The following is a 23506-nucleotide window of genomic DNA, read 5'->3' on the forward strand; positions in this document are numbered from 1 at the left end:
ACCTTAGATTACATCCTCTCCAACACTTGAATCCCTAACAATCCTAATCCTAACTTCAAAGTCCGTGCCGTCAAATCGCACAAAATTAACCGCGAAGTCCGTAACGGTTCCTCCGCTTTCAACACCGGACATTGCTCAAAGAATTGATTGAACTTTTGACTTAATTCAAACAAATACTGACAGATTCGATTCGGCAACAAATCGCCGCCAACAGCATTTACAACTTCATTCAACTGCAATAAATGCTTGGCTAAAACTAACTCCGCATCCGACTCCAAAATTACTTTTGCACTAGCATCTAAGTTGTCAAAATTAATCTCACCTTTGCGACGAATTCCCTGCACGCGCACGTAAGCATACAGCATATAAGGTGCGGTGTTTCCTTGCAATGCGAGCATTTTGTCGTAACTAAATACATAGTTGCTCGCCCGGTTTTGACTTAAATCGGCGTACTTAACGGCGCTCAAACCAACTATGTGAGATACGTTGGCTATAAACTCTTCTGTCTCCTGTCTTTCTTCTGTGACTAATCTCTCTTCTAAATCTTGGCGCGTGCGGACGATCGCCTCATCGAGCAAATCTTGCAGCCGCACTGCATCCCCAGAACGAGTTTTTAGTCTTTTACCATCTTCTCCACATACCAAGCCGAAGGGAATGTGGACAATCTCGACATCTTCGGGAATCCAATTGGCTTTTCTGGCGACTGCAAATACTTGGGCGAAATGGTTGGATTGTCCGGAATCTGTGACGTAAATTATGCGCTTTGCCTTGTCGTTTTGAATGCGGTAGCGGATGGCAGCTAAGTCTGTTGTGGCGTAGTTGTAGCCGCCGTCGGTTTTTTGGACGATTAGCGGTAATGGTTCGCCTTCTTTGTTGGTGAATCCGTCTACAAATACGCATTTGGCGCCGTCACTTTCTACTAGCAAACCGAGATTGGTTAAATCTTCGACTACTCCGGGCAATAATGGATTGTAAAATGATTCGCCGCGTTCGGTTAATTTGATGTCGAGCAAATCGTAGATTACTTGGAATTCGCGGCGGGATTGATCGCACAGCAGTTTCCAGGCGCGTCTGGTGTCTTCGGCGCCGGCTTGCAGTTTTACGACTTCTTGTCTCGCGGTTTCTTTGAAGATTTCGTCTGCGTCGAAGCGCTGTTTTGCTTGGCGGTAAAATGCAACTAAATCGCCTAAGTCTAGGGCGTCAGCAGTTGTTAAAGCTTCGGGGTGAACTTCGCGCAAATAGGCGATTAGCATTCCGAATTGGGTGCCCCAGTCGCCGATGTGGTTGATTCTGATTACGTCGTGGCCTTGAAATTCGAGGGTGCGGGCGATCGCATCTCCGATGATTGTCGATCGCAAATGTCCGACGTGCATTTCTTTGGCGATATTCGGGCTCGAAAAGTCGATCGCGATTCTCTGAGGCGTTTGAGTCGGTGAAATCCCCAAACGGGTGTCGGCGGCGATCGCGCTTATCTGCGCTTCCAAATAAGCCGGTTTCAGCTTCAAATTGATAAAACCCGGGCCGGCGATTTCTGGAGTTTCGCAGATGTCGGCAATATCTAGGTTTTCGACGATCGTAGAGGCGATCGCCCGCGGTGGCTTGCCTAACTTTTTGCCCAAACTCATCGCCGCGTTGCACTGAAAATCCCCAAACTTGGGATTATTCGCAGGCGCTAGCATCAGATCCGTATCGGCATAACTCTCGCCGAATGCGGAGGTGAAGGCTTTTTCAAATCTTGTTTTTAACTGTTGGGCGATCGAGTTCATCTTTTATATTTTGATTGGATACTTATTTTAAACTCTAGATTAAGCACTTTGTGTCAATAATACTCTTACAACTCAGGCAATTTCCCTCTCCCCCTCTTTCCCTCTCCCCCTCTTTCCCGATTCCCAATAAAATTTTGTGTGCTTAGGTTTGAGCTGCTGGTGCAGTCGAAATCACTGACCGCATTAACACATAGTACATTTTATCACAGTTGCGATCGCTACACAAAGCAAAAAAGATCACATCTAGTCAACGATCGCGATCGCTAGATAATTTATTTAAATGAGTTACATTAACGTATGTTAATATTTTTTTAATGCTCCCGAAAATTCTACCCAAGGAAGTAGTTATGTTATCTCAACCTGTTTTTGGCGATCGTTCTTTGACCCAAGCCTTTTATCAAGCTGTAATCGATCGCTTCGATGACCCTCTGAGTCTTTCGACTCAAGCACTATTACGAGAGTGTACCCTCGGTTTCGCCCCTTGTCCCGAGGGAGTCAAAACCTTTTTCATTATCGCGCCGAGTCTGGAGGCTGCCGAGCAACTAATTGGCAAAATGGACAACATTTTAGAGCGAGTTGCCGAACTCATGGCTGGAGTCGGACAAGTTGCCCTGTGCATCGTTCCCCCCGGCAGCGAGGTCGAGGAACAAGTAGATCTGCAAAACTTAGAAAAAGTTCCCCCCGATTGTCTCGCTTGCAAATTCTTTACAATTATGTGTGCTGATGCTGCGAGCGATCGGTAAAATTGACACTTAGCAACCAGCAACTTGCTGTGTTGCGCCGAACCTGTGCCAGTACCGGCGCGGGAGACATTGCCTACTTAGTAACAATCCCTGGAATCATCAGGGCAAAGCGTGCAGGTAATTCGATCGAAAGCAAGGTTGCACTCGCTATCAAAGATTGTTCAACAAGCAGGCACAATTAACATACCTTCATGCCCGCTTATCAGTCGATCTGATTTTTACCTGCCGGCTCAAGCAGCCGTGCATCTACTTTTTAGCTCCCCAATCAAAGCCGCCAAAAAGCCGCACTAACTTTCCTCGGTGTCTCGCTTCAAAAGATAGCAAACAGTTGACAGTTGACAGTTGACAGTTGACAGTTGTTAGCTGTTAGTTAGTTGGTAGGGGCGGTGGATGGTGCAGGCCCGCCGTCTTAGTCATCAGTCATCAGGAAGAAGGAAGTTCATCCGAACTTGCAATGTACGGAATGTAACGGATTTAAAAGTCAAGGAAGAGAGAAGAAGGCTTGCTTCGGCTACGCGATCGCGTCAAAAGAAGGAAGAGGTTCGAGGGCAGAAGATATACACAGCAAGCTTTTTAACAAGAGATATTTTAGGTTGAATTAGGTGCATTTACTGCTCGTTGCAAAAGAGAGTTTTGCTTGACATTCATTAAGTTTGCAGCGAGCAGAAATATTGGAAAAAATAGATAGTTAGTAGTTAGTAGGGTGCATCAGTCGGGTGCATCTGGGTTTGGCGAATACATCCGTAGGGGCGAAGCATGACCGCAGAAAATATGGGATGATAACTAATAATTTATATGCGGTCATGCTTCGCCCTCTTCAAAAGTGAGATGCACCCCATCAGTCCCAAGTTTTGACACAATTTAAACACAGAGAAACTGACGCAGTTTACCAAGAAGAATGGGTTTAAAGCCTCCTCCTTAAGCAGGGGGAAATAAAACAAAATTATTTACTGCTTCAATACTCGGACTTCTAGGTAGAGGTCGATCTCAAACTGTCAACTGTCAACTGTCAACTGTCAACTGTTGAAGGGGATATATAGTGCGATCGCATCCCAGGCTCATAGAATTTGTTAAAAATTTAAGTTGAAAAATTGAATTATTAAATTTTATGCCTAGCATTGGCGATAAAATCTAAGATTGCAATTCTCAAATCTAAAATCAAGCCATCATGGTAAAACTGACACCGAACCCTAGCTTTAGTTTAACGATTCGCGTTGCTCTGCCGAACCAGCCGGGAATGCTCGCTAGCGTCACCAGTGCGATCGGCTCTGTGGGCGGCAACTTTGGCCAAATCGACTTGATCGAGCAAACCCGCGCCACTACAGTTCGCGATATCACCGTCGATGCTTACAGCACCGAGCACAGCGAAGAAATAGTCCAAGCAGTGAAAGCGCTAGCGGATATCAAAGTGATCGACGTGTACGATCGCACTTTCAACCTGCACCGCGGCGGTAAAATCAGCGTAGAAAGCAAAATTTCCCTCAAACGCCAGTCAGATTTGGCAATGGCCTACACTCCAGGAGTCGCTCGCATCTGTACTGCGATCGCCAATGACCCCCAACAAGTTTACAACCTGACTATCAAACAAAATACTGTTGCCATTGTTACCGACGGTAGCGCAGTTTTGGGACTGGGAAACCTGGGGCCCGAAGCCGCCCTGCCAGTCATGGAAGGCAAAGCCATGCTATTTAAAGAATTTGCCGGAATTGACGCCTTTCCTATCTGTTTGAATACCCAAGATACTGACGAAATTATTCGCACAGTGCAGAATATCGCCCCGGTTTTTGGTGGTGTTAACCTCGAAGATATTTCTTCACCTCGCTGCTTTGAAATTGAAGCAAGATTGCGGGAAACCTTAAATATTCCGATTTTTCACGACGATCAACACGGAACTGCGATTGTTAGTTTGGCAGCATTAATTAATGCCTTGAAACTCGTCAAAAAAACAATGGCAGAAGTGTGTATCGTAATTAACGGCGCCGGTGCGGCCGGAGTCGCGATCGCCCGTTTGCTGCGGAAAGCAGGTGCCGAAAACATCATCATGTGCGACTCCAAAGGCGTCCTTTCCAAAGATCGCACGGATATGAACCCAGAAAAACTGGAATTTGCTGTAGCTTCGAGCGGTACTTTGGAAGATGCGATCGCCGGTGCGGATGTATTTTTAGGTGTCAGCGCCCCTGGCGTGCTCACGCGATCGATGGTGCGATCGATGGCCGAGAATCCGATCGTTTTTGCCATGGCAAATCCCATTCCCGAAATTCAGCCAGAATTAATTATGGAGGATGCGGCGATTATTGCTACCGGACGCAGCGATTACCCGAATCAAATTAACAATGTTTTGGCGTTTCCGGGGATATTTCGAGGTGCTTTGGACTGCAAAGCTCGCACGATTACGACCAGTATGTATCTAGGTGCAGCTTACGCGATCGCCTCTTTAGTCAGTCCTTCACAGCTTGACAAAGAACACATTATACCCTCAGTTTTTGACGAGCGAGTTGCCATTGCTGTCGCCGGTGCAGTGCAGTTGGCCGCCCGATCCGAAGGTATCGCCCGCGATTAACAGAAGGAACAGTTGACAGTTGACAGTTGACAGTTGACAGTTGACAGTTGACTCCGAAAGCAGGAAAGCAGTTGACAGTCGAGAATAGTTGACAGTTGAGGGAGAAAAGAGGGAAGAGGGAAGAAGGAAGGGGGAAGATACCATGTATAAATTCATGGTCTTTGTCGCAGTTTTGTACTTCTTGTTTTGGGATTTTTCTGGTTTATTCTCATTCTCCGTTTCCTCCTTCCCGTTCATTCTTACTCCTTTTTCCTTCCCCATCCTCTCTTTGTCCCTCTCTCCTCCCTCAGCGGATCGGCATTAAATTCCGTACACTGCTAGTTGCCGAACTTCCCTCGAACCTCGAACCTTTAACCTCTTCCTTCTGCCCCCGAACCTCAACATCTATCCCTTACCAGAAATCATTGGTTGAAAGCCTCTCCGTTTTAGGGATAAATTAAAATCAGACGATTCATTACTCCAATCCTCGGACTTCCAGGTAGAAGTTGCCCTCAAGCGGTCAACTGTCAACTGTCAACTGTCAACTGTCAACTGAATGAAATCCGTTATACAATCCGTTGCCGAACTTCCTTCTTCCTGCTTTTTTGCTGAGTGATAAAAATCACACCAATAAACCAGATAATCGACATAATAAAGATATAATTAATTATCCCAAGCCCAGCTAGGTCAGATGCAAAGCCAGTTAGGAGAAGAGCGCAGCAACAGCAAATTATTAGAACCGTCCCCGCTCGGGCTGGCATTGTGCCGGACGGACGGGACTTTTCTTGACGTAAATCCAGCTTTTGCGAATATTATTGGTCGGACAGTTGTAGAAACTCTCAACCTCAACTACTGGGAAATTGTGCAAACACAGTGTACTGCCAGAGACAAGTATCTAGAAATTCCAACCAAAAATAGGTGCGCGGGCACGTGTGCAGCAGCATACAAACATAAAAACAACCATCTCGTACCCGTGCGAGTGTCGGAGCGGGCAATTGAAACAGACGGAGAGTGGGCGATTTGGTTGAGTGCTGAACAAGTTGTTAATTGGGAGCCTGAAAATAGCGAGCTGCTGGAATCAGCGCCGTCGCACTGCAATTGTCATCTAGAAAAATTGCTGGAAAACCAGAATACTGAGTTGGCAAAAACTCACGAACTACTCCAAGAAAAAATCGCCGAACTCGAACTTGCAAAATCGCAACTGCAACTCCAAAATCAGATTTTAGAGCAAATTCGCGAAGCCGTAATTTGCACGGATGCTGGCGGCTCAATCACCAGTTGGAATAAACAGGCTCAAAGACTCTACGGATATGAGAATAGTGAAGTAATCGGTCAAAATATTGCTCTACTTTATCTGCAAGAACAGCGAGAATTACTATCTATATTAGTGGCTCAACAGCTAGAAGAAACAGGCGAGTCGGATCTAGAGATTACCATGCAGCGCAAGTCTGGAGAAAATTTTTACTCGCACTTGTCACTTTCTCTGTTAAAAGACGTTCGTGGCGAAATTATTGGAAGTGTCGGCTGCATCAGAGACATTAGCGATCGCAAAAAAATAGAACAAGAATTAGCACAGAGACAAGCACTATTTGATTCCTTTTTGCAGGAGGCACCCGCAGGATTTTGCATTTTTGATTCCCAACTTCGGTACGTGCAAATTAATCAATTTCTAGCCGAAATAAATAGCCTGAGTCCTGCTGAACACATTGGCAAGACTTTACGCGAAATATTGCCGGAAATCGCTCCAATGGTAGAGCCTTTATACGAACAAATATTGAGAACCAAGCAACCTCTAATTAACATGGAAATGAGCGCTGAGAATCCCAGAAATCCGGGGATTATGCGACACATGACAGCTTCTTATTTTCCTCTACTCGACAAAGACGGTGAGGCGATCGGCATGGGTGCACTGGTTATTGACATTAGCGATCGCAAACAAGCAGAAGCAGCCCTCCAAAAAAGCGAACAGCTCTACCGCACTATGGCAAGCAACATTCCCAACAGTGCGGTGATGCTGTTCGATCGCGAAATGCGCTTTACCCTGGTAGAAGGCACAGAATTAGCAGGAGTGGGGCTTTCTAAAGAGTTAATGGAAGGCAAGACAATCTGGGAAGTATTCCAGCCGGATTTTTGCGCTGCTGTCGAGCCAAATTATCTGGCGGCCCTGGCTGGAGAAACAGTTGTTACAGAATTTACCTATGGCGATCGCATTTACCTCGCTTATACTTTGCCAGTCAGAAACGAACGGCAAGAAATCACCGGCGGATTGCTAATGACTCAAAACATTACGGCTCGCCAATTAGCAGAAGAAGCCCTCAGAGAAAGCGAAGAAAAATATCGCTGCATTGTCGAAACAGCCGATGAAGGCATTTGGATGATCGATGCGGAGGGTAAAACTACTTTTGTTAACCAAAAAATGGCTGATATGCTAGGCTGCACCGCAGAGGATGCGATCGGGCAGTCACTATTTGCTTTCATGGATGCAGAAGGCATCGCGATCGCCCAAGCCAATCTCAACCGCCGCAGTCAAGGAATTCGCGAACAGCACGATTTTAAGTTCCTGCGCCGAGACGGGAGCGAGTTGTGGGCGATGCTTTCTACTAATCCATTGCCAGACAAAGAAGGGCGCTATATCGGCGCTTTGGCAATGGTTGCCGACATTACCGATCGCAAGCAAACAGAAGCCGCATTACAGCAGTCAGAAGCCAAATTTCGATTACTTTACGAATCAACCAGCTTGGCTGTTTTAATGTTAGATGAAAACGGTATCCGCAATGTCAACAACGCCACCATAGAACTATTTGGAGCCACTAGCCAAGGGCAGTTTGTCGGCAAGAATCCAGGCGAATTGTCGCCTCCTTTCCAACCCAACGGCAGAGACTCTTTGAGCATGGCGAATGAGATGATGGCGATCGCCTTTGAATGTGGTAATCACCGTTTTGATTGGGTTCACCAGCGTTTAGACGGTACGAATTTTCCCGCAGAAGTCGTGCTGACAGTCATCGAAGTTGGAAATGAAAGCGTTATTCAAGCAGTCGTCCAAGATTTAACCGATCGCTTCCTTGCAGAAGAAACATTAGTGCGATCGGAACAAGCCCTCAGACAGCAAGCTCAGAGAGAACAACTACTCAATCAAATAGCCAACCAAATCCGCATTTCTTTAGATTTAGACACAATTTTAGCAACCGCCGTTCAAGAAATTCAGAATCTCATGCAGCCAGATTGGTGCATCTTCACTTGGTACCGTCCCAACAGCAATCCTCCGGTTTGGGACGTGACTTGCGAAGCCAAAAATGTAGCTTTGCCAAGTTTCCTAGGTACTTATGTTGTAGAGAACACATCTAGTGCAGGAGTAGAGCAAATTTTGCGCCGAGAAATTCTGCGAATTGATGATGTTAGCACTTTTGACAATGTAGAATTGCGCCAAGCTTTCCAGGCAATAAAAGTTAAATCAGTGCTGTCGCTGCCAATTCATACTGCTGCCGGCGATATTGGCGCGATTACCTGCTATCAGGCTCTGTCGGCGCGAAATTGGAGCGATTCGGAAGTCGAATTGATGCAAGCGGTGATCGCTCAAATTGCGATCGCGATCGACCACGCCGAACTCTACGATCAAACCCGCACAGCAGCCCGATTAGCTCAAGATCAAACTCAACAGCTAGAACAAACTTTGCACCAACTCCAACGAACCCAAACTCAATTAATTCAAAGTGAAAAAATGTCTAGTTTGGGACAGTTAGTCGCAGGTGTAGCCCACGAAATCAATAACCCAGTTAATTTTATATACGGCAATCTGAGCTACACCAGCGAATATACTGAAAACTTGCTAAAAATGCTGCAATTTTACCATCGTGAATACCCCCAGCCTAGCGTAGCAATTTTAAATGCCAGAGAAGCCTTTGAAATTGATTATATTGTTGAAGATTTACCAAAAATTGTCACATCAATGAAAGTCGGAGCCGATCGCATCCGCGACATAGTTTTGAGCCTGCGGACTTTCTCAAGACTTGACGAAGCCGAAATGAAACAAGTTGATATTCACGATGGCATTGAAAGCACGCTGATGATTTTGCAAAACCGCCTCAAAAATAAACCCGATCGCCCGCCAATCGATCTGATTAAAGAATATGGTAACTTGCCTTTAGTTGAATGCTATCCCGGTCAGTTAAATCAAGTATTTATGAATTTGTTGAGCAATGCGATCGACGCATTGGAAATGGAGACAAATAAACCAGAATGCAAGGAAGGGAAGGATTTAGCAATTAGAATTCGCACCGAAGTAACCGACAATAACTGCGTAATGATGCGGATAGCTGACACAGGCCCCGGGATGAGCGAAAACGTGAAACGGCGCTTGTTTGACCCATTTTTCACCACAAAACCCATCGGCAAAGGCACAGGCTTAGGATTGGCGATTTCGCACTCTATTGTCGTAGAAAAACACGGAGGCGAGCTGACCTGCAATTCTGTATTGGGAGAAGGTTCCGAATTTGCGATCGAGATTCCGCTGCGGCAAAAAAGAAATTAGTTATTGGTTATTGGTTATTGGTTATTGGTTATTGGTTATTCGTAGGGTGCGTCAGTTAGGGATTCAAATAGCACAGAAAATGGGAGCATCTCAGTTTTGCAAGAAGCATTTTTTCTTGTAGTGCGAGCGTCCCCGCTCGCGTGCTTGTAAGCACGCGAGCGGGGACAGCACTGTAAATACAAAACTGAGATGCTCCCCAGAAAATCCTGTAAGCTGACGCACCTTTCAACAAACTATGGTGCGTCAGCCACTAGCTTCTCAACATCACCAAATATCGCGCATACTGACGCACCCTACGACACTACGACAAACTACCCTTTACCACCAGACGCACACCGCCAGCGGGCGCCATTGTCAAACCGCGGCGTACAGGCACAACCGGACGATTTTCTGCAAGTTCCAAACAATATCGCGACAGCACTTTCGCCAAGACTAACTTCATTTCAAACATCGCAAATGCCGCGCCAATACAGCGACGGTTCCCTCCCCCAAACGGCAAATATTCGTAAGGTGAAAATTGCCTTTCTAGAAAACGTTCTGGTTTAAAACGATTTGGTTCGGGGTAAAGATCCTCTCGGTGATGAACCAAATAAATGCAGGTAGAAAGCATGACTCCTTTGGGAATATCATAACCCATTAACTGCATCGGAGCTTGCGGAACGCGCGGAAATGCAAAAAATACGATCGGATAAATTCGCAGCGTTTCCGAACAGACAGCATTCAAATACGGCAGTTTAGCAATTTCCATCCCATCGCAATTGTCAACATCAATAGAAGAGAGTTCTTGCAGCAATTTTTCGCGGACTTCCGGGAGATAGTGAATCCAATACAAAGCCCAGGCTAAAGCTGTGGCGGTAGTTTCGTGTCCCGCGAATAACATTGTCATTAATTCATCGCGCAATTCAACGTCGCTCATCGGCTGTCCCGCTTCGTCGCGGGCTGAAACCAACAAGCTGAGGATGTCTTCGCCCAAGGGTTGAGATTGAGTTTTGCGATCGCGAATTTCTTGATAAAGCAGTTCATCCAAACGCTGTCTCTGCCGCAAAAACCGTCCCCAAGGACTCCAAGCCCCCAAATCTTTTTGCAGTGACTTTACCAGCAAAAAGGTAGCATTTAATGGATTACTAAACACGCTGAACATATCAACCATTAATTGGTGAATTTGTTGGTAGCGTTCTCCTTCGCTCAGCCCAAAAACTGCGTGCAAAATCACATCCAAAGAAATGTTTTGCATGGTTGCTTGGGCGATGAAAGTATTACCAGGAGTCCAAGTATTAATTGCTTTTTCGGTGATGTCGCGGATGATTTCTCCGTAAGCTTTCATACGTTCACCGTGCAAAGGTGGCATTAAAAGCTTGCGCTGCTGCAAATGTTGATCGCCATCTAACAACAATAAGGAATTGGGGCCTACCAAAGGTAACGTTACTTGGTTTCCCGTACCAGATTCAAAGAATTTACTATCCGCTGTGAAAATTTCTTGAATTGCTTGAGGATTGCTAATAACTACCTGGGGCGGAAAGTTGCTGAATTGGGTGGTGAAAATGTCGCCGTATGTCTTATAATTTTTCTCTAAATAATAGAGGGGATTTAAAATCCCCCGGACTGTCTGAACAAATCTCCCCTGTTTAGGGCCGTCTAGCAATTTGTTGCTAGTGTTATTTTGAGATTGAGAATTTTCTGTGAGGATAGTCATTGGTTTTTATCCTGCTTTTGTTGTTTCAGATGACTGAAAGCATTATTACTATTTCCAAGCGATCGCGAATCTCTATTCTAGCTTGTTGACGCCGAGAGATTTTACGTAAACCCGATCGCACCTTGCTGTTTCCACACCCGTTGTCGGTAGATATCCGCTAGTTTCGTACATTTTAACAGCTTCTTTGAGAACGCTAGCAGTTTCGATCCAGATTTCATCAAAGCCGCGAGCCATTATTTTACTTTCCAATTCTTGCAGTAAAAATTTCCCCAAACCTTGTCCCCTTGCTGCTGGCAAAATATACATTTTGCGAATTTCCACAGCATTCTTCCCGCGCTCGATGGGATAGTAAGCCGCCGTACCGACTATTTGATCGTGCTTTTCAACTACCCAAAATTCCCCGCCCTTCTTCTGATAGTGTAGTTCTACATCATAGACATCTCGATCGGCCCCATGAACTTCGCATTGTAAACCGTACTCTACCAAAACATTCTGAATTAAATGGAATGCCTCAGCCCGATCGCGCGTTTCCCACGAACGAATTAAAAAATCCCGATGTTGGGTTCTCATTAGTTGTTACTAATTATACTTATTTTTGGACTTTGGCAACTGTAATTTTACTGATAATTAGTGTTTTACAGTCTGGAAATGCACCCAACTTTTAACTATGAATTCTCGGTTCAGGATAAAGAGTTGCCAGCAACTCGCTCTCTATCAATGATAATTGCTCCAGCCGCTCAATAACAAGAGCGCGATCGAAATAAGTTGTTGCCAAAATCCAATATACCCCGTAATGGCGCGCTTCCGAAGCCATCAAACTGCGGTAAAACTTAGCTAATTCTGCGTCGGGACAGTGTTCGCCTAGCAGCCCCAACCGCTCGTGACTCCGCGCTTCAATCAAACCAGAAACCAACAAAGAATCCAAAAGTCTTTCCGGTTCCTGCTTGCGAATTTGGGCGGACAAACCCCCACCGTAGGGAGGCGCAGCCAAAGGGCCCAAAGCGATCCCGCGCTCTTCTAAGCGCTGGTTGACTTGCTCGAAATGCTCCAATTCTTCGCGGGCGATGGCGGTTAACATCCGCACCAATTTTTCCCGCGCTGGGTAGCGAAACATTAAATTTAACGCTACTCCGGCCGCTTTCCGCTCGCAGTGGGAATGATCTAATGAGATTGTATCCAAATGGGCGATCGCCTGTTCGATCCAAGCTGGCGAAGTCGGCTGTTTCAAAAACTTAATTGTTGGCAGTGTTGAACTCATATTATTTGACATTTTAGATGTGAGATTTTAGATCATTTCCGTTTAATTCGTCCTGGTATTCGATCGAGTTCTGTAGGGGCGGGTTCGCCGAAATATTAGATAAGTATCGACAAATTATATAAACCCGCCCCGCCCCTACGCCCGACGATGTAACCGGATTTGATTTGATATGATATCATGTCCGGTCGATCGTAATATCCGGTCGGGGCGGGTTTATTGGATTTAGGATTTGTGTTGAATATCAGGGTGAACCCGCCCCTACAACAATCACGATCTATTGACCAGATTTGATACGATCTAGTTTATTTTTGCCTCGGTAAGGATAGGCAACCGAGGACACTCTACTGTGCCGTTTTCCTACTTTTGGGAATTGACTTTGCCTAACTTTTCAAACACCGCATACATATCACCAGCAAACTTTTTCGGATTCCACAACGGCGACAAATTGGCTGCGTCTTTAGATTTCATCAACTGTGCTTGAATTGCCTTTCTTAATTCACCATCTTTACCCAATTTTACACCCATATCCACATATTCAGCCCAAGACCAAGCCACACCAGTTTCAATTCCCAAAGCCTGCAAAAACGAATAACCCATTCTCGACAAAAACTGTTCTCCGGTGCGAGTCACCACCGGCAAATTAAACCACAAAGCCTCTAAAGTGTGAGTACCTCCATTATAAGGATAAGAATCTAACAAAACATCGGCCAGCAAATAGACAATTCTGTGTTCTTCCTCCGTAGCAAACCTGGGCAAAAACTTAATTCTGTGCCGGCTAACTCCCTCAGCTTCGCAAGCTTGATGGTACGCACCTTCAAATACGGCAGCATCGCCCAAAGCTTTGTGAATTAAAATACTGTTAGGCACTTGTTTGAGAATCGCAATTTGTGCTTTTACTAAGTCGGAATTGAATTTTCTGCCGGGAGTGACGCACAAGTAAACTATTTGATCTAAACCGATGCGATTCGACTTTCTCAACGCCACCGGATCGACTCCATACCTCTGAAAACCTGACACTGCGACAAAGGAATCCGGCATTCTAATTAGCTGCTCGTCATAATATTTTTCCCTACCTGCTGGGTGCGAATGCCAGTCTGTAAGAAAGTGATTTTCCGAGGATATGTAAGGGGCGTCAAATCCGAGCCAAGAGACACAAACTGGTGCGGGTTTTTGGTGAAGAATTTCAGCGTGAATTGGGACGCAGAGAGAATCTAAATCGACTAAAATATCCAATTCATCTTGCTGAATTTGGTTGATAATTTCTGCGGAATTGGCAAGTCCGTTTGGGTAAGTTTTGGGGAAAGTGAGTTTGCCCAAACTATCAAATTGCTGAGTGCGATCGTCAGGAGTAATTCTTTCGGAAGCGTACAGATATAAATTGGGTGTGAACTCGGACAATTCGCGAATGATGTCAGCGCTGCACCAACCTACAGAATGACGGCTGAAGTGATTGGACAAAAACCCAATTTTTAATTTGCTGGCTGGGGATTGTGGTTTGAAACTGTAATTTGCGGGTTGAGAAAAATTAGGTTTGATACATTTTTCGATATACTTTTGGGCAATTAATCTGTAAAGTTTAGAGTTGGCTGCTAAGTCATCTCGCACGTAGGGCGTGCTGAATAAGAAGTTTGCATAAAGCGATTTAATTTCTACCGAGCTAGCCGTTTCTAAGTTTTGTTGCAAGTACGACTCTAACTCTAAAAATCGATCGCGCGCAATTTGATTCAATCCCGAGACTTGATAGGTGCTGACGTAGTAAATCGCCGTCATAATTGGATCGGTTTCGGCGCACATTTGGCTGTATTTGTGTACGGCTTGCCGCGCGGCTGCTAAATCGCTAGTATCTCGGAGGATGCCGCACAAATGTTGGTGGGCGGCAATAAAATCTGGTTTGATTTCTAGGGCTTTTTGCAGGTTGGGTATGGCTTCTTTTGCTTTGCCCTGGTGGCGCAAAATTATGCCAATTTGACAGTAGGCTTCGGGTAAATCGGGTTTAAATGCGATCGCCTGTTGCCATGCAGCCACAGCCTCGTCTAACTTCCCTTGCCGCGCTAATTTATCGCCTAAATTTATGTGAAAATCTACCTGAGCTAGATGGGGATTGAGTTCTAGGGCTTTTTGCTCGTAGGCTACGGCTGCATCCGACTGCCCTTGCTGCTTCAGTGCGCCTGCCAAATTCCAGTAAGCAGCAGCCAAAGTTGGTTTAAGTTCGATCGCCTTTTGGTAATTGACGATCGCCTCCACGAAATGCCCTTGTTTGTAGAGCATACTCCCCAAATTAGCATAAGCCTCAGCAAAATCGGGATTCAGGGCGATCGCCTCCGAATAAAACCGCATTGCTTCCTGAATCTGGCCGCTTGCTTGCTGCACATTGCCCATTGTCACGTAAGCCGCCGCCCAATTCGGTTGCAATTCCAGAGCTCGGCGACAAGCAGCCACGGCGGCTGCTAAATTGCCTTCAGAGTAATAAGTTTCTGCAACGACAGTCAGCGATGCAGCATCTTCTAATTGGGGTGTTTCGGATTGGTTGCGAAAATCGGAATTCATTTGGCGCCCTATCTGTGCTATCAAGTTAAAGGTTGAATTTAGATTATTTTGCAGAGTAGCAGTTTTATCGGAACTACGGGCGATCGTCACAGATAATTTATGAGCGAGAAGCAAGCGACACAGCGCCAACATCACATCAAGTGGAAACCAAACCTCCTGCTGGGGATACTCTTGTTAGCCTTAGCAATCCCCTTACCCTTTGCCCAAAAGACTCTCGCGCAAAAGCAGACAGCCGACTTTCGGCAGCGACTATTTCAAACAGCCCTTTATTTCACCCTATATTTTGAGGGCGGATTCAGCAATCACCCCGCAGATAAGGGCGGCAGAACCTATCGGGGCATCCTGCAAACGGAATACAACTCCTACCGCTACAGTCGCGGGCTGCCACCCCTCGACGTGACGCAGATGTCGGAAGCAGAGCTCATGGAAATTTATAAATATTACTGGGATTCGAGCCTGTCGGGTACGATGCAGCCTGCTTTGGCGATCGTCATGTTTGACACTGCTGTTAATTTTGGTATTAACAATTCTATTACATTTTTGCAGCAAGCTTTAGGATTGCCGCAAACTGGTGTTTTTGATGCGCGCACGAGGGATGCACTAAAATCTGCTAATAACAAAAATACGGCGCTGCAAATGATTAACGAACGGATTATTTACCGCTACAAACGAGTGCAAGAAGATCCGAGTCAAATGGCTTTTTTCCGGGGTTGGCTGAGTCGCGATTACAGTTTGTGGGGCTACGTAAACAAGATTAAGTAGTTGGGAATTGGGAATTGGGAATTGGGAATTGGGAATTGGGCATTGGGCATTGGGCATTAATAGCCGTTTCTCCCTCTCTTCAATTGTCCAATTCTTCCCTTCTTCCCTCTTCCTTATTCATTCTTCCATCGGAATTCCATCCGTTACATCCGTTACACAATCCGTTGCCGAACTTCCTTCTGCCTTTTTAATATTATCTCTCTCTTCTTCTCTGCGCTCTCTGCGGCCTCTGCGGTAAAATCATCCAGAAAAAATCGTAGTTGCGAGATTCCCCACTTCTTAAAAAAGTAGGGAATCTCAAAAATGAATCTACAGCAACACGAAATCCGATGCAGTAACCAAACTATTGAACCCAGTCACCGTTGCCAACACTTGATTATCTGCCGCTGATAAAATCGTTACCGCTGGCGCCGATTAAAGTAACGCTACGATCGGTACCGAGTCGATCGCACTTTGCTGTAGTTATAGAAGGAAGACAGCCCTTCGGCTTCGCTCTGGGTAAAAAGCTAACTAAGGATTTTTTTTAATTGGGTACAGTCAAAATTGCAACGTGCTAATTTGGGAATATATTCTCTATTTAAAACTTGTACTTGATACAATAATCGCAACTATGAATCATGTCAATTCATAAAAGTCATAACTTAAAGTCATAAAAGTCATATTTATAAAAATATATTTCAATCAGTAGACAAAGCTATCAAAGTTAAGTCAAATCATGTATAACAGAAACTTAAGCATAGAAAAATGCGTGACTCCCGTACAAATCACTTAAAATATGAAGCCTATGACGGTAGAAGAAGCAATAACTTTTTTGGACAACCTGGTATACCAACAAACAGAAAAAAACCTGAGTCGGTTGCAGCAGTCGATAATTAAAGGCGTTTTAACTGGTTTGACGTACCAAGAAATTCAGCAAAACGATCCGATCGCCCGCGGGTACACAGTGGGATACCTGGGGCGATATGTCGGCTACAAATTGTGGAAAGACCTCACCAAGGTATTGAAGCAAGCAGAAATTATTCGACCAGAAGAAAGAGTAGTCGGAGCAAATCTTTGGGACTGTATCATGAGATCTCTAGAAAAAGGCACAAAACCTGTTAAATCTGTCGATCCGATCTTGCAAAGGCTGCTGCGGATGCGTTACCGAATCCGAGAACACTTAGTCAGCACCGAGTACAGCGATACATATCTCGCTGAAGATGAAAATTTGCCCGATCGACCTTTGTGTCTCGTCAAGCGCCTGAAAAGCCAGTCAGAGAAAACCAGCAAGCTATTCGATCTAGAAACGCGAGTGTTATATCGCTTAGGCCAACACGATCGCATACCAGAATTGTTAGCTCGATTTGAAGAAGATGGATATTTTTATTTAGTCTATCAATTCATCGAAGGACAACCACTGTATCAAGAACTCATCGAAGGTCAACCCTGGAAAGAACATCAAGTTATTGCTTTGTTGAAAGATATCTTAGAAGTGCTAGTCTTCGTTCACAAAGAAAATGTAATTCACCGCGATTTGCACCCTCAAAACTTAATCAAGCGATCACCAGATAACAAGATTGTATTAATTGACTTTGGGGCCGTCAAAGAAATTAATACCTCCCAAAATAGCAACGGTCAAACCAAATCGCGCGGCGGCGGCACTCATCAAGAATACATTCCTCCCGAACAAGCCATCGGCGCACCGAAATTTTGCAGCGACATTTATGCTGTTGGGATCATCGGGATTCAAGCCTTGACAGGGATGCGCCCGAAACAACTCAAAGTCGATAATTTAGGCAATCTTATTTGGCAGAAAAATGCAACCGTGACGCCGGAGCTTGCTAGCATTTTAGACCAGATGGTGCTGTACTCTTTCCCCCAGCGTTACCAGTCAGCAACCGAAGCTTTGGAAGCAGTTCAAAATTTGGTCTGTAGTCATTAGTCATTAGTTATTGGTTATTGGTTATTGGTTATTGGTTGTTAGTTATTAGTTATTGGTTATTGGTTATTAGTTATTGGTTATTTCGTGCTAATAACCAGTAACTAATAACCAGTAATATCGTTAATTACTTACTAACAACACACAACCGTTAACTAATTACTAGCAACAGTCAACAGTCAGCAGTCAGCAGTCAACAGTCAACAGTCATTAATGAAAGAAGGAAACCCAACACCGTTGATGTCAGATTTGATACCAAATCCGGCTTGAATATCCCCCTCTTGAGTCTGCGAAAGCGGACGAAAGTTTGTTTAGGATTGGTTTCAAGCGGACAGTTTTATCTTTTGTGAGGTTAGCGGAGCCAACTGATAGCAGAACACGAACCACAGCCACAGCAGCCGGTTGACAATCCGACTGCTATTTTTGTTGTTAGCGCCCTGCGGAGTCGATCGCACAATCCTTTACCATTACCCCTCGAATGAGTGAGTAAAAACACTCTGCCCGGAAGATGAATCGGGCGATCGCACTTTTTACCACCTCGCAGGAACAAGGAATAAGTAACAAACAATAAGGACAAATCCGAAAGAAAAAAGAATTTTTTATTTTAACTAACAATCAAGAAAAATTATTGAATTCTGACCAATGCCTTATACATCAAAGCCTGTTACTTTAGTTGACACTCTATCTCAAGTTAGATAACATAGTTAGTATTATGTGCTATCTACGCAGTTTTAACAATCTCTTAAGCAGCTTGGTATATCTAGCAACAATATAAGTAGAGTGTTTATTGTTACCTTCAACACCTAGAAACCCACATAATTTGAGGGAGCGAGAAATTGGAATTTTTTGAACGATCGCAAAAAGTGCAGCCGCCCTCAACCCCAATTGCAGCACTCCAGTCTTTTTCCAAAAAAGCTGGAATTGCAGTAATCGCGATCGGCTGTACAGTCATGTTGGGTTGGATCTTCGACCTGCAACTCTTAAAGAGCATTTTTCCAGAACTCCCAAGCATGAAAGCGAACACAGCGTTCTGCTTTATTTTGAGCGGATTGTCTCTATTTCTGCAACAGCGCAGGCGCGCCAAATCAACAACAATTAAAGCTCAAAAAACAGATAAAGCTTTAATTGTTTCCAGTTCAATTTTAATTATATTAATCAGTCTATTCACCCTAATTCAATATAGCTCTAATTTAGACTTAGGCATCGACCAACTGCTATTTAAAGACAATTCTAACCTCACAAGTATCTCAGCACCGGGACGGATGGCGCCGAATACTGCCACTGCTTTTTTATTGCAGGGAACTGCCTTGCTGCTGCTGTCTCTACGCCGCCCCAAATACCTGCGGGTTCAAATCTTAAGCTGTTGTGCATTTTTAATTGCATATCTGGGTTTGATCGGCTACATCTACGGCAAACCTTTCTTTTACACAATTGGCTATACAGGAATGGCTTTGCACACCTCCGTAGCATTTATGTTACTGAGCCTGGGGATTTTATTTGCCAGTCCAGAGCGAGGATTGATAGCAGTAATTGTGAGCGATCGCGCGGGCGGCATCATGGCAAGGCGGTTGTTGCCACAGGCGATGGTTATTCCGACTTTGGCTGGTTACTTCATCATCTCGGGAGAGCGGTTGCAAGCCTACTCCCCGGAGCTAGGAATATCGCTGTTAAGCGTATTGAACGCGATCGTTTTTACTGTTCTGATTTGGCAGAATGCGAAAAGTCTCTGCACCGCAGACCGAAGGCGCTATCGAACCCAACTGGGGCTGATCAAAGCTAAATCAGACTTAGAAAGTCAAGTTGAGAAACGGACTCTTGAACTCCAACTTGCTAACGAGCAATTGCAGCAGCAAATTCTCGATTCTCACACAACAGAGCAGGCGCTCCAAAAAAACTACAACCTGTTGCTCACAGTCATTAACAGTACGCCGACCGCCCTATTTGTCAAAGACATTCAGGGCTGCTACATGATGCTCAACGCTGCGGGAGCTAGCATCATTGGCAAGTCTTTTGACGACATTATCGGCCGAGATGACAGCGAGTTATTTCCTGCGGAAATTGCGGCCAATATTACCAAAACCGATCGCCAGATCGTGACAGCGGGAAAAACGCAAGTAATGGAAGAAGAATTGCCAGTTCAAGGAAAATTACGGACATTTCTTTCGACAAAAAACGCTTACCGAGACGGGCAAGGAAAAATCAGCGGTATAGTTAGCATCGCGCGGGATATTACCGATCGCAAACAAGCAGAAGTCGCCAACAGAAGTCTGGCAGCAATTCTCGAAGCAACGCCGGATTTTGTAGGTATCTGCGATCTCGACGGGCACGCTGTTTACATGAACAAAGCAGGCAGAAAAATGGTGGGTATCGACGAAAACGAAGATATATCGAACAAACAAGTTGGAGAATTTGCCGCAGCCTCAGCCCGCAGCACCTTCCAGCAAGCGATCGCCACCGCAATCTCAGGCGGTGTTTGGAGTGGAGAAACAGCCTTCGTGTCAGCCTCGGGAGTTGAAATTCCCGTCAGCCAAGTCATCATCTCCCACTCAGCACCAGACGGCCAACTCGCATATATTTCTACCATCGCCCGCGACATCAGCGATCGCTTCCAAGCCGAAACAGCCCTGCGTTTAAGCGAGCAAAGATACCGATCGCTGATCGCTGCTACCGCGCAACTCGTATGGATCACAGACGCACAAGGAAAGCCGATCGCGCCCACAGACTGGATGGCATATACAGGCCAAAGCTTGGAGGAAGCCACAAACAACTGGTTTTCGGCAATTCACCCAGACGATCGCGATCTCACGCTGCAAGCTTGGATGCGCGCAGTCGAAACCAAAAACCTCTATGAAGTCGAACACCGCTTGCGGGCGTCTGACGGCAGCTACAGGCACTTTTGGGTGCGCGCAGTCCCAGTTTTAGCAACAGACGGCAGCATTCGCGAATGGGTGGGCACGCACACGGATATTAGCGATCGCGTCCAAGTATTGGAAGCACTCAAGCAATCAGCAGGGCAATATCGATCGCAAGCAGCCCAGCTCGAAAAAGCTTTCCGCGACTTGCACGAAACCCAAGCGCAACTAATCCAAACCGAAAAAATCTCTTCACTCGGCCAGCTAGTCGCCGGAGTCGCCCACGAAATCAACAACCCGATTAACTTCATCTACGGCAACATCACCCACGCCAGCCAATACGCCAAAGACTTGCTAAATCTGCTCAACCTTTACCAGGAAAAATACCCAAATCCCGTCACGGAAATTGCTTTATCAGCCGAAGAGATAGAAATTGATTACTTAATAGAAGACTTTCCGAAGATTTTGGAATCAATGAAAGTAGGAGCCGATCGCATCCGCGACTTAGTTGTATCCTTGCGTAACTTTTCCCGACTCGACGAATCGCAGATGAAGCGAGTAGACATTCACGAAGGAATCGAAAGCACTTTAGTAATTTTGCAGCACAAGCTCAAAGCTAATGCAGTTCGTCCGGCGATCGAGATTATCAAAAACTACGGCAGCTTCTCCAAAGTCGAGTGCTATGCAGGTCAGCTCAATCAAGTATTTATGAATCTGTTAGCAAATGCGATCGATGCCCTCGAAGAATACAACAGCAAGCGTTCTCCAACAGAAATATATGCTAGCCCCAACACCATTCAGATTAACACCAGTGCAAATTCAGACACAGTAACCATTCGGATTGCCGACAACGGGATGGGAATCAATCCTGAAGTTATGAGCAAATTGTTCGATCCATTTTTTACTACCAAACCCGTCGGCAAAGGCACTGGCTTAGGACTATCAATCAGCTATCAAATTATAGTTGAAAAACACCGAGGAAAATTGAAATGTGTTTCTGCACCCGGGAAAGGTGCAGAGTTTATCATAGAGATTCCCATTTCCCAGAATCTATCAGCCCAAGCAACGGAAAACATCAAGGAAAAGGAAATGGTGAGCAGTAATCAGTCATTAGTCATCAGTCATTAATTTCTGAGTGTCACGTAGTTGCGCTTCAGCGCTCTTAGGCACGTAGTTGCGCTTCAGCGCTCTTAGGTACGTAGTTGCGCTTCAGCGCTCCGAGGCACGTAGTTGCGCTTCAGCGCTCTTGGGGCTAAAGCCCAACAACATACCAACCAGGTACGTAGTTGCGCTTCAGCGCTCTTGGGGCTAAAGCCCAACTACATACCCAGTAATTGCGATCGCCACAGAAAACCCTCCGCAGTATTAAGCGACGCACCTTGCAAAATAGTCATCTCCCCGTCTCAGTCGATCGCCCAAAATCGAAATAATTCTTTACAATACAAGAGTAAATATAATTATTCACTTAAAAAAATCCCTTGAAAATGCCCATAAACCAACTTTCTGCAACAACAGCCTCCGCGCAAACCCAGGAATTAGACTTTGATATCGCGATCGTCGGAGGCGGCATAGTCGGCGCCACCTTAGCGTGCGCCCTCAAAGATTCAGGATTAAAAATAGCCATCATAGAAACCCAACTCCCCGCAGCAGCAGCAGCCAAAAAACAAGCCTATGCAATCACCCTGCTATCGGGAATGATCTTAGAAGGCCTCGGCGTGTGGGAGCAAATCTTGCCGCAAATCACCACCTTCGAGCAAATTAGCCTCTGCGACGGCGACTATCCCGGTATCGTCGAATTCCACCGCCCGGATTTAGGAAATACTGGCAAATTACCCGTACCAAAAACAGCATTAGGTTATGTTGGCGAGCATCGAGTCATGCTGTCAGCTTTGCAAGAATCCTTAGCAAAAAACCCAAATTTTAGTTGGGTTTGTCCTGCGGAAGTAGTCGAGGTAAAATATTTAACTAATTGCGCCGAAATCCAAATCAAACAACAGGGCGAAACTCGCACAATTCGCACCAAATTATTAGTTGCCGCCGACGGATCTAAATCGCGAATCCGCACATCAGCAAAGATCGGCACTCGCGGCTGGAAATACTGGCAATCCTGCGTTGCCATTACTATTAAAGCTGAAAAGCCGCACAACGATATTGCTTTTGAGCGCTTCTGGCCGAGCGGCCCGATGGGAGTCTTACCATTACCGGGGAACCGTTGTCAAGTAGTTTGGACAGCACCCCACGCGGAAGCAAAAGCTTTGCAGTCTATGGACGAAAAAGAGTTTTTAACTTTGTTGGAACAGCGCACGGGCGGGATTTTAGGGCGCTTGGAGTTGGAGAGCGATCGCTTTTTGTTTCCAGTGCAGTTAATGCAGAGCGATCGCTACGTATTGCCCAGACTAGCACTCATTGGCGACGCCGCCCACTGCTGCCATCCCGTGGGTGGACAGGGATTGAATATGGGCATTCGAGACGCAGGTGCGATCGGGCAAATCTTGCAGCAAGCCCACCAGAAAGGCGAAGACATCGGCGATTTGCGAGTATTAAAACGGTATCACAATTGGCGAAAAAAAGAAAACTTAATCGTGTTGGGATTTACCGATTTTCTCGATAGATTGTTTTCCAATACTTGGATGCCGATTGTGGCATTTAGGCGTTTTGGATTGTGGTGTTTGCGGACAATTCCGCCTGTGAGGTTTGTAGCATTGCGGTTGATGACTGGTTTGATGGGGCGGCCACCAGAATTAGGGCAGAATTAGAAGAAACCGGGTTTTTACGATTTTTACCGACAGTAACGAAGTCTCTCAAAAAAACCCGGTTTCTTGGCCCTCGCGCACCATCTAAGAAACCGGGTTTTTACGATTTTTATCGATAATAACGAAGTCTCTCAAAAAAACCCGGTT

At 45.5% G+C, this 23506-nt stretch carries 12 protein-coding genes; 7 read left to right on the top strand and 5 right to left on the bottom strand.

The annotated features are described in order from the left end of the window. Window positions 1-8: 8 nt before the first annotated feature. Window positions 9-1766 (bottom strand): arginine--tRNA ligase, encoded by a 1758-nt coding sequence (argS, locus tag JGK11_RS03325; RefSeq protein WP_293196616.1) that lies wholly within the window; start codon window positions 1764-1766, stop codon window positions 9-11. 347 nt (window positions 1767-2113) lie between these two features. Here argS and JGK11_RS03330 point away from each other — a divergent pair, with 347 nt between their 5' ends. From JGK11_RS03330 to JGK11_RS03340, 3 genes are all read left to right on the top strand, one after another. Continuing rightward, entirely contained in the window at window positions 2114-2509 is a 396-nt protein-coding gene (locus JGK11_RS03330) for a hypothetical protein (protein ID WP_293196618.1), read from the top strand. A 1168-nt stretch (window positions 2510-3677) separates the two neighbouring features. Beyond that, entirely contained in the window at window positions 3678-5069 is a 1392-nt protein-coding gene (locus JGK11_RS03335) for a malic enzyme-like NAD(P)-binding protein (RefSeq protein ID WP_293175307.1), read from the top strand. 670 nt (window positions 5070-5739) lie between these two features. Beyond that, complete coding sequence (locus JGK11_RS03340; protein WP_293210558.1) at window positions 5740-9576, top strand: PAS domain S-box protein; 3837 nt, start codon at window positions 5740-5742, stop codon at window positions 9574-9576. Between the two features lie 301 nt (window positions 9577-9877). On the opposite strand, the gene JGK11_RS03345 is transcribed toward JGK11_RS03340, so the two are convergent. The 4 genes from JGK11_RS03345 to JGK11_RS03360 form a co-directional block, all read right to left on the bottom strand. Then, window positions 9878-11269 carry a cytochrome P450 gene (locus JGK11_RS03345; RefSeq protein WP_293210561.1) on the bottom strand — a complete coding sequence of 464 codons (1392 nt, stop codon included), beginning with the start codon at window positions 11267-11269 and terminating at the stop codon, window positions 9878-9880. 72 nt (window positions 11270-11341) lie between these two features. Beyond that, window positions 11342-11839 carry a GNAT family N-acetyltransferase gene (locus tag JGK11_RS03350; protein ID WP_293189440.1) on the bottom strand — a complete coding sequence of 166 codons (498 nt, stop codon included), beginning with the start codon at window positions 11837-11839 and terminating at the stop codon, window positions 11342-11344. A 91-nt stretch (window positions 11840-11930) separates the two neighbouring features. Next, window positions 11931-12527: a tRNA isopentenyl-2-thiomethyl-A-37 hydroxylase MiaE gene (miaE, locus tag JGK11_RS03355; protein WP_293196621.1), complete on the bottom strand. Its 597-nt coding sequence runs from the start codon at window positions 12525-12527 to the stop codon at window positions 11931-11933. Window positions 12528-12884: 357 nt separating this feature from the next. Continuing rightward, complete coding sequence (locus JGK11_RS03360; RefSeq protein ID WP_293210564.1) at window positions 12885-15074, bottom strand: tetratricopeptide repeat protein; 2190 nt, start codon at window positions 15072-15074, stop codon at window positions 12885-12887. Window positions 15075-15173: 99 nt separating this feature from the next. On the opposite strand from JGK11_RS03360, the gene JGK11_RS03365 reads away from it, so the two are divergent. From JGK11_RS03365 to JGK11_RS03380, 4 genes are all read left to right on the top strand, one after another. Next, window positions 15174-15836, top strand: coding sequence for a glycosyl hydrolase 108 family protein (locus JGK11_RS03365; protein WP_293175294.1), 663 nt, complete (start codon window positions 15174-15176; stop codon window positions 15834-15836). 784 nt (window positions 15837-16620) lie between these two features. After that, window positions 16621-17757: a serine/threonine-protein kinase gene (locus tag JGK11_RS03370; RefSeq protein WP_293204455.1), complete on the top strand. Its 1137-nt coding sequence runs from the start codon at window positions 16621-16623 to the stop codon at window positions 17755-17757. An 833-nt stretch (window positions 17758-18590) separates the two neighbouring features. Further along, entirely contained in the window at window positions 18591-21734 is a 3144-nt protein-coding gene (locus JGK11_RS03375) for a PAS domain-containing protein (RefSeq protein ID WP_293210566.1), read from the top strand. Between the two features lie 356 nt (window positions 21735-22090). Beyond that, window positions 22091-23362, top strand: a complete 1272-nt coding sequence (locus JGK11_RS03380) for an FAD-dependent hydroxylase (RefSeq protein WP_293210569.1) — start codon at window positions 22091-22093, stop codon at window positions 23360-23362. Window positions 23363-23506 lie beyond the last annotated feature (144 nt).

The sequence above is a fragment of the Microcoleus sp. PH2017_34_RAT_O_A genome, assembly GCF_020737885.1.
Taxonomy (GTDB): Bacteria; Cyanobacteriota; Cyanobacteriia; order Cyanobacteriales; family Microcoleaceae; genus Microcoleus.

Bases quoted from the DNA above. Each gene is read 5' to 3' on its own strand.
- JGK11_RS03335 (WP_293175307.1), top strand. From the start codon at position 3,678: ATGGTAAAACTGACACCGAACCCTAGCTTTAGTTTAACGATTCGCGTT.
- JGK11_RS03340 (WP_293210558.1), top strand. From the start codon at position 5,740: ATGCAAAGCCAGTTAGGAGAAGAGCGCAGCAACAGCAAATTATTAGAA.
- miaE (WP_293196621.1), bottom strand. From the start codon at position 12,527: ATGAGTTCAACACTGCCAACAATTAAGTTTTTGAAACAGCCGACTTCG.
- JGK11_RS03360 (WP_293210564.1), bottom strand. From the start codon at position 15,074: ATGAATTCCGATTTTCGCAACCAATCCGAAACACCCCAATTAGAAGAT.
- JGK11_RS03330 (WP_293196618.1), top strand. From the start codon at position 2,114: ATGTTATCTCAACCTGTTTTTGGCGATCGTTCTTTGACCCAAGCCTTT.
- JGK11_RS03370 (WP_293204455.1), top strand. From the start codon at position 16,621: ATGACGGTAGAAGAAGCAATAACTTTTTTGGACAACCTGGTATACCAA.
- JGK11_RS03380 (WP_293210569.1), top strand. From the start codon at position 22,091: ATGCCCATAAACCAACTTTCTGCAACAACAGCCTCCGCGCAAACCCAG.
- argS (WP_293196616.1), bottom strand. From the start codon at position 1,766: ATGAACTCGATCGCCCAACAGTTAAAAACAAGATTTGAAAAAGCCTTC.
- JGK11_RS03365 (WP_293175294.1), top strand. From the start codon at position 15,174: ATGAGCGAGAAGCAAGCGACACAGCGCCAACATCACATCAAGTGGAAA.
- JGK11_RS03345 (WP_293210561.1), bottom strand. From the start codon at position 11,269: ATGACTATCCTCACAGAAAATTCTCAATCTCAAAATAACACTAGCAAC.
- JGK11_RS03350 (WP_293189440.1), bottom strand. From the start codon at position 11,839: ATGAGAACCCAACATCGGGATTTTTTAATTCGTTCGTGGGAAACGCGC.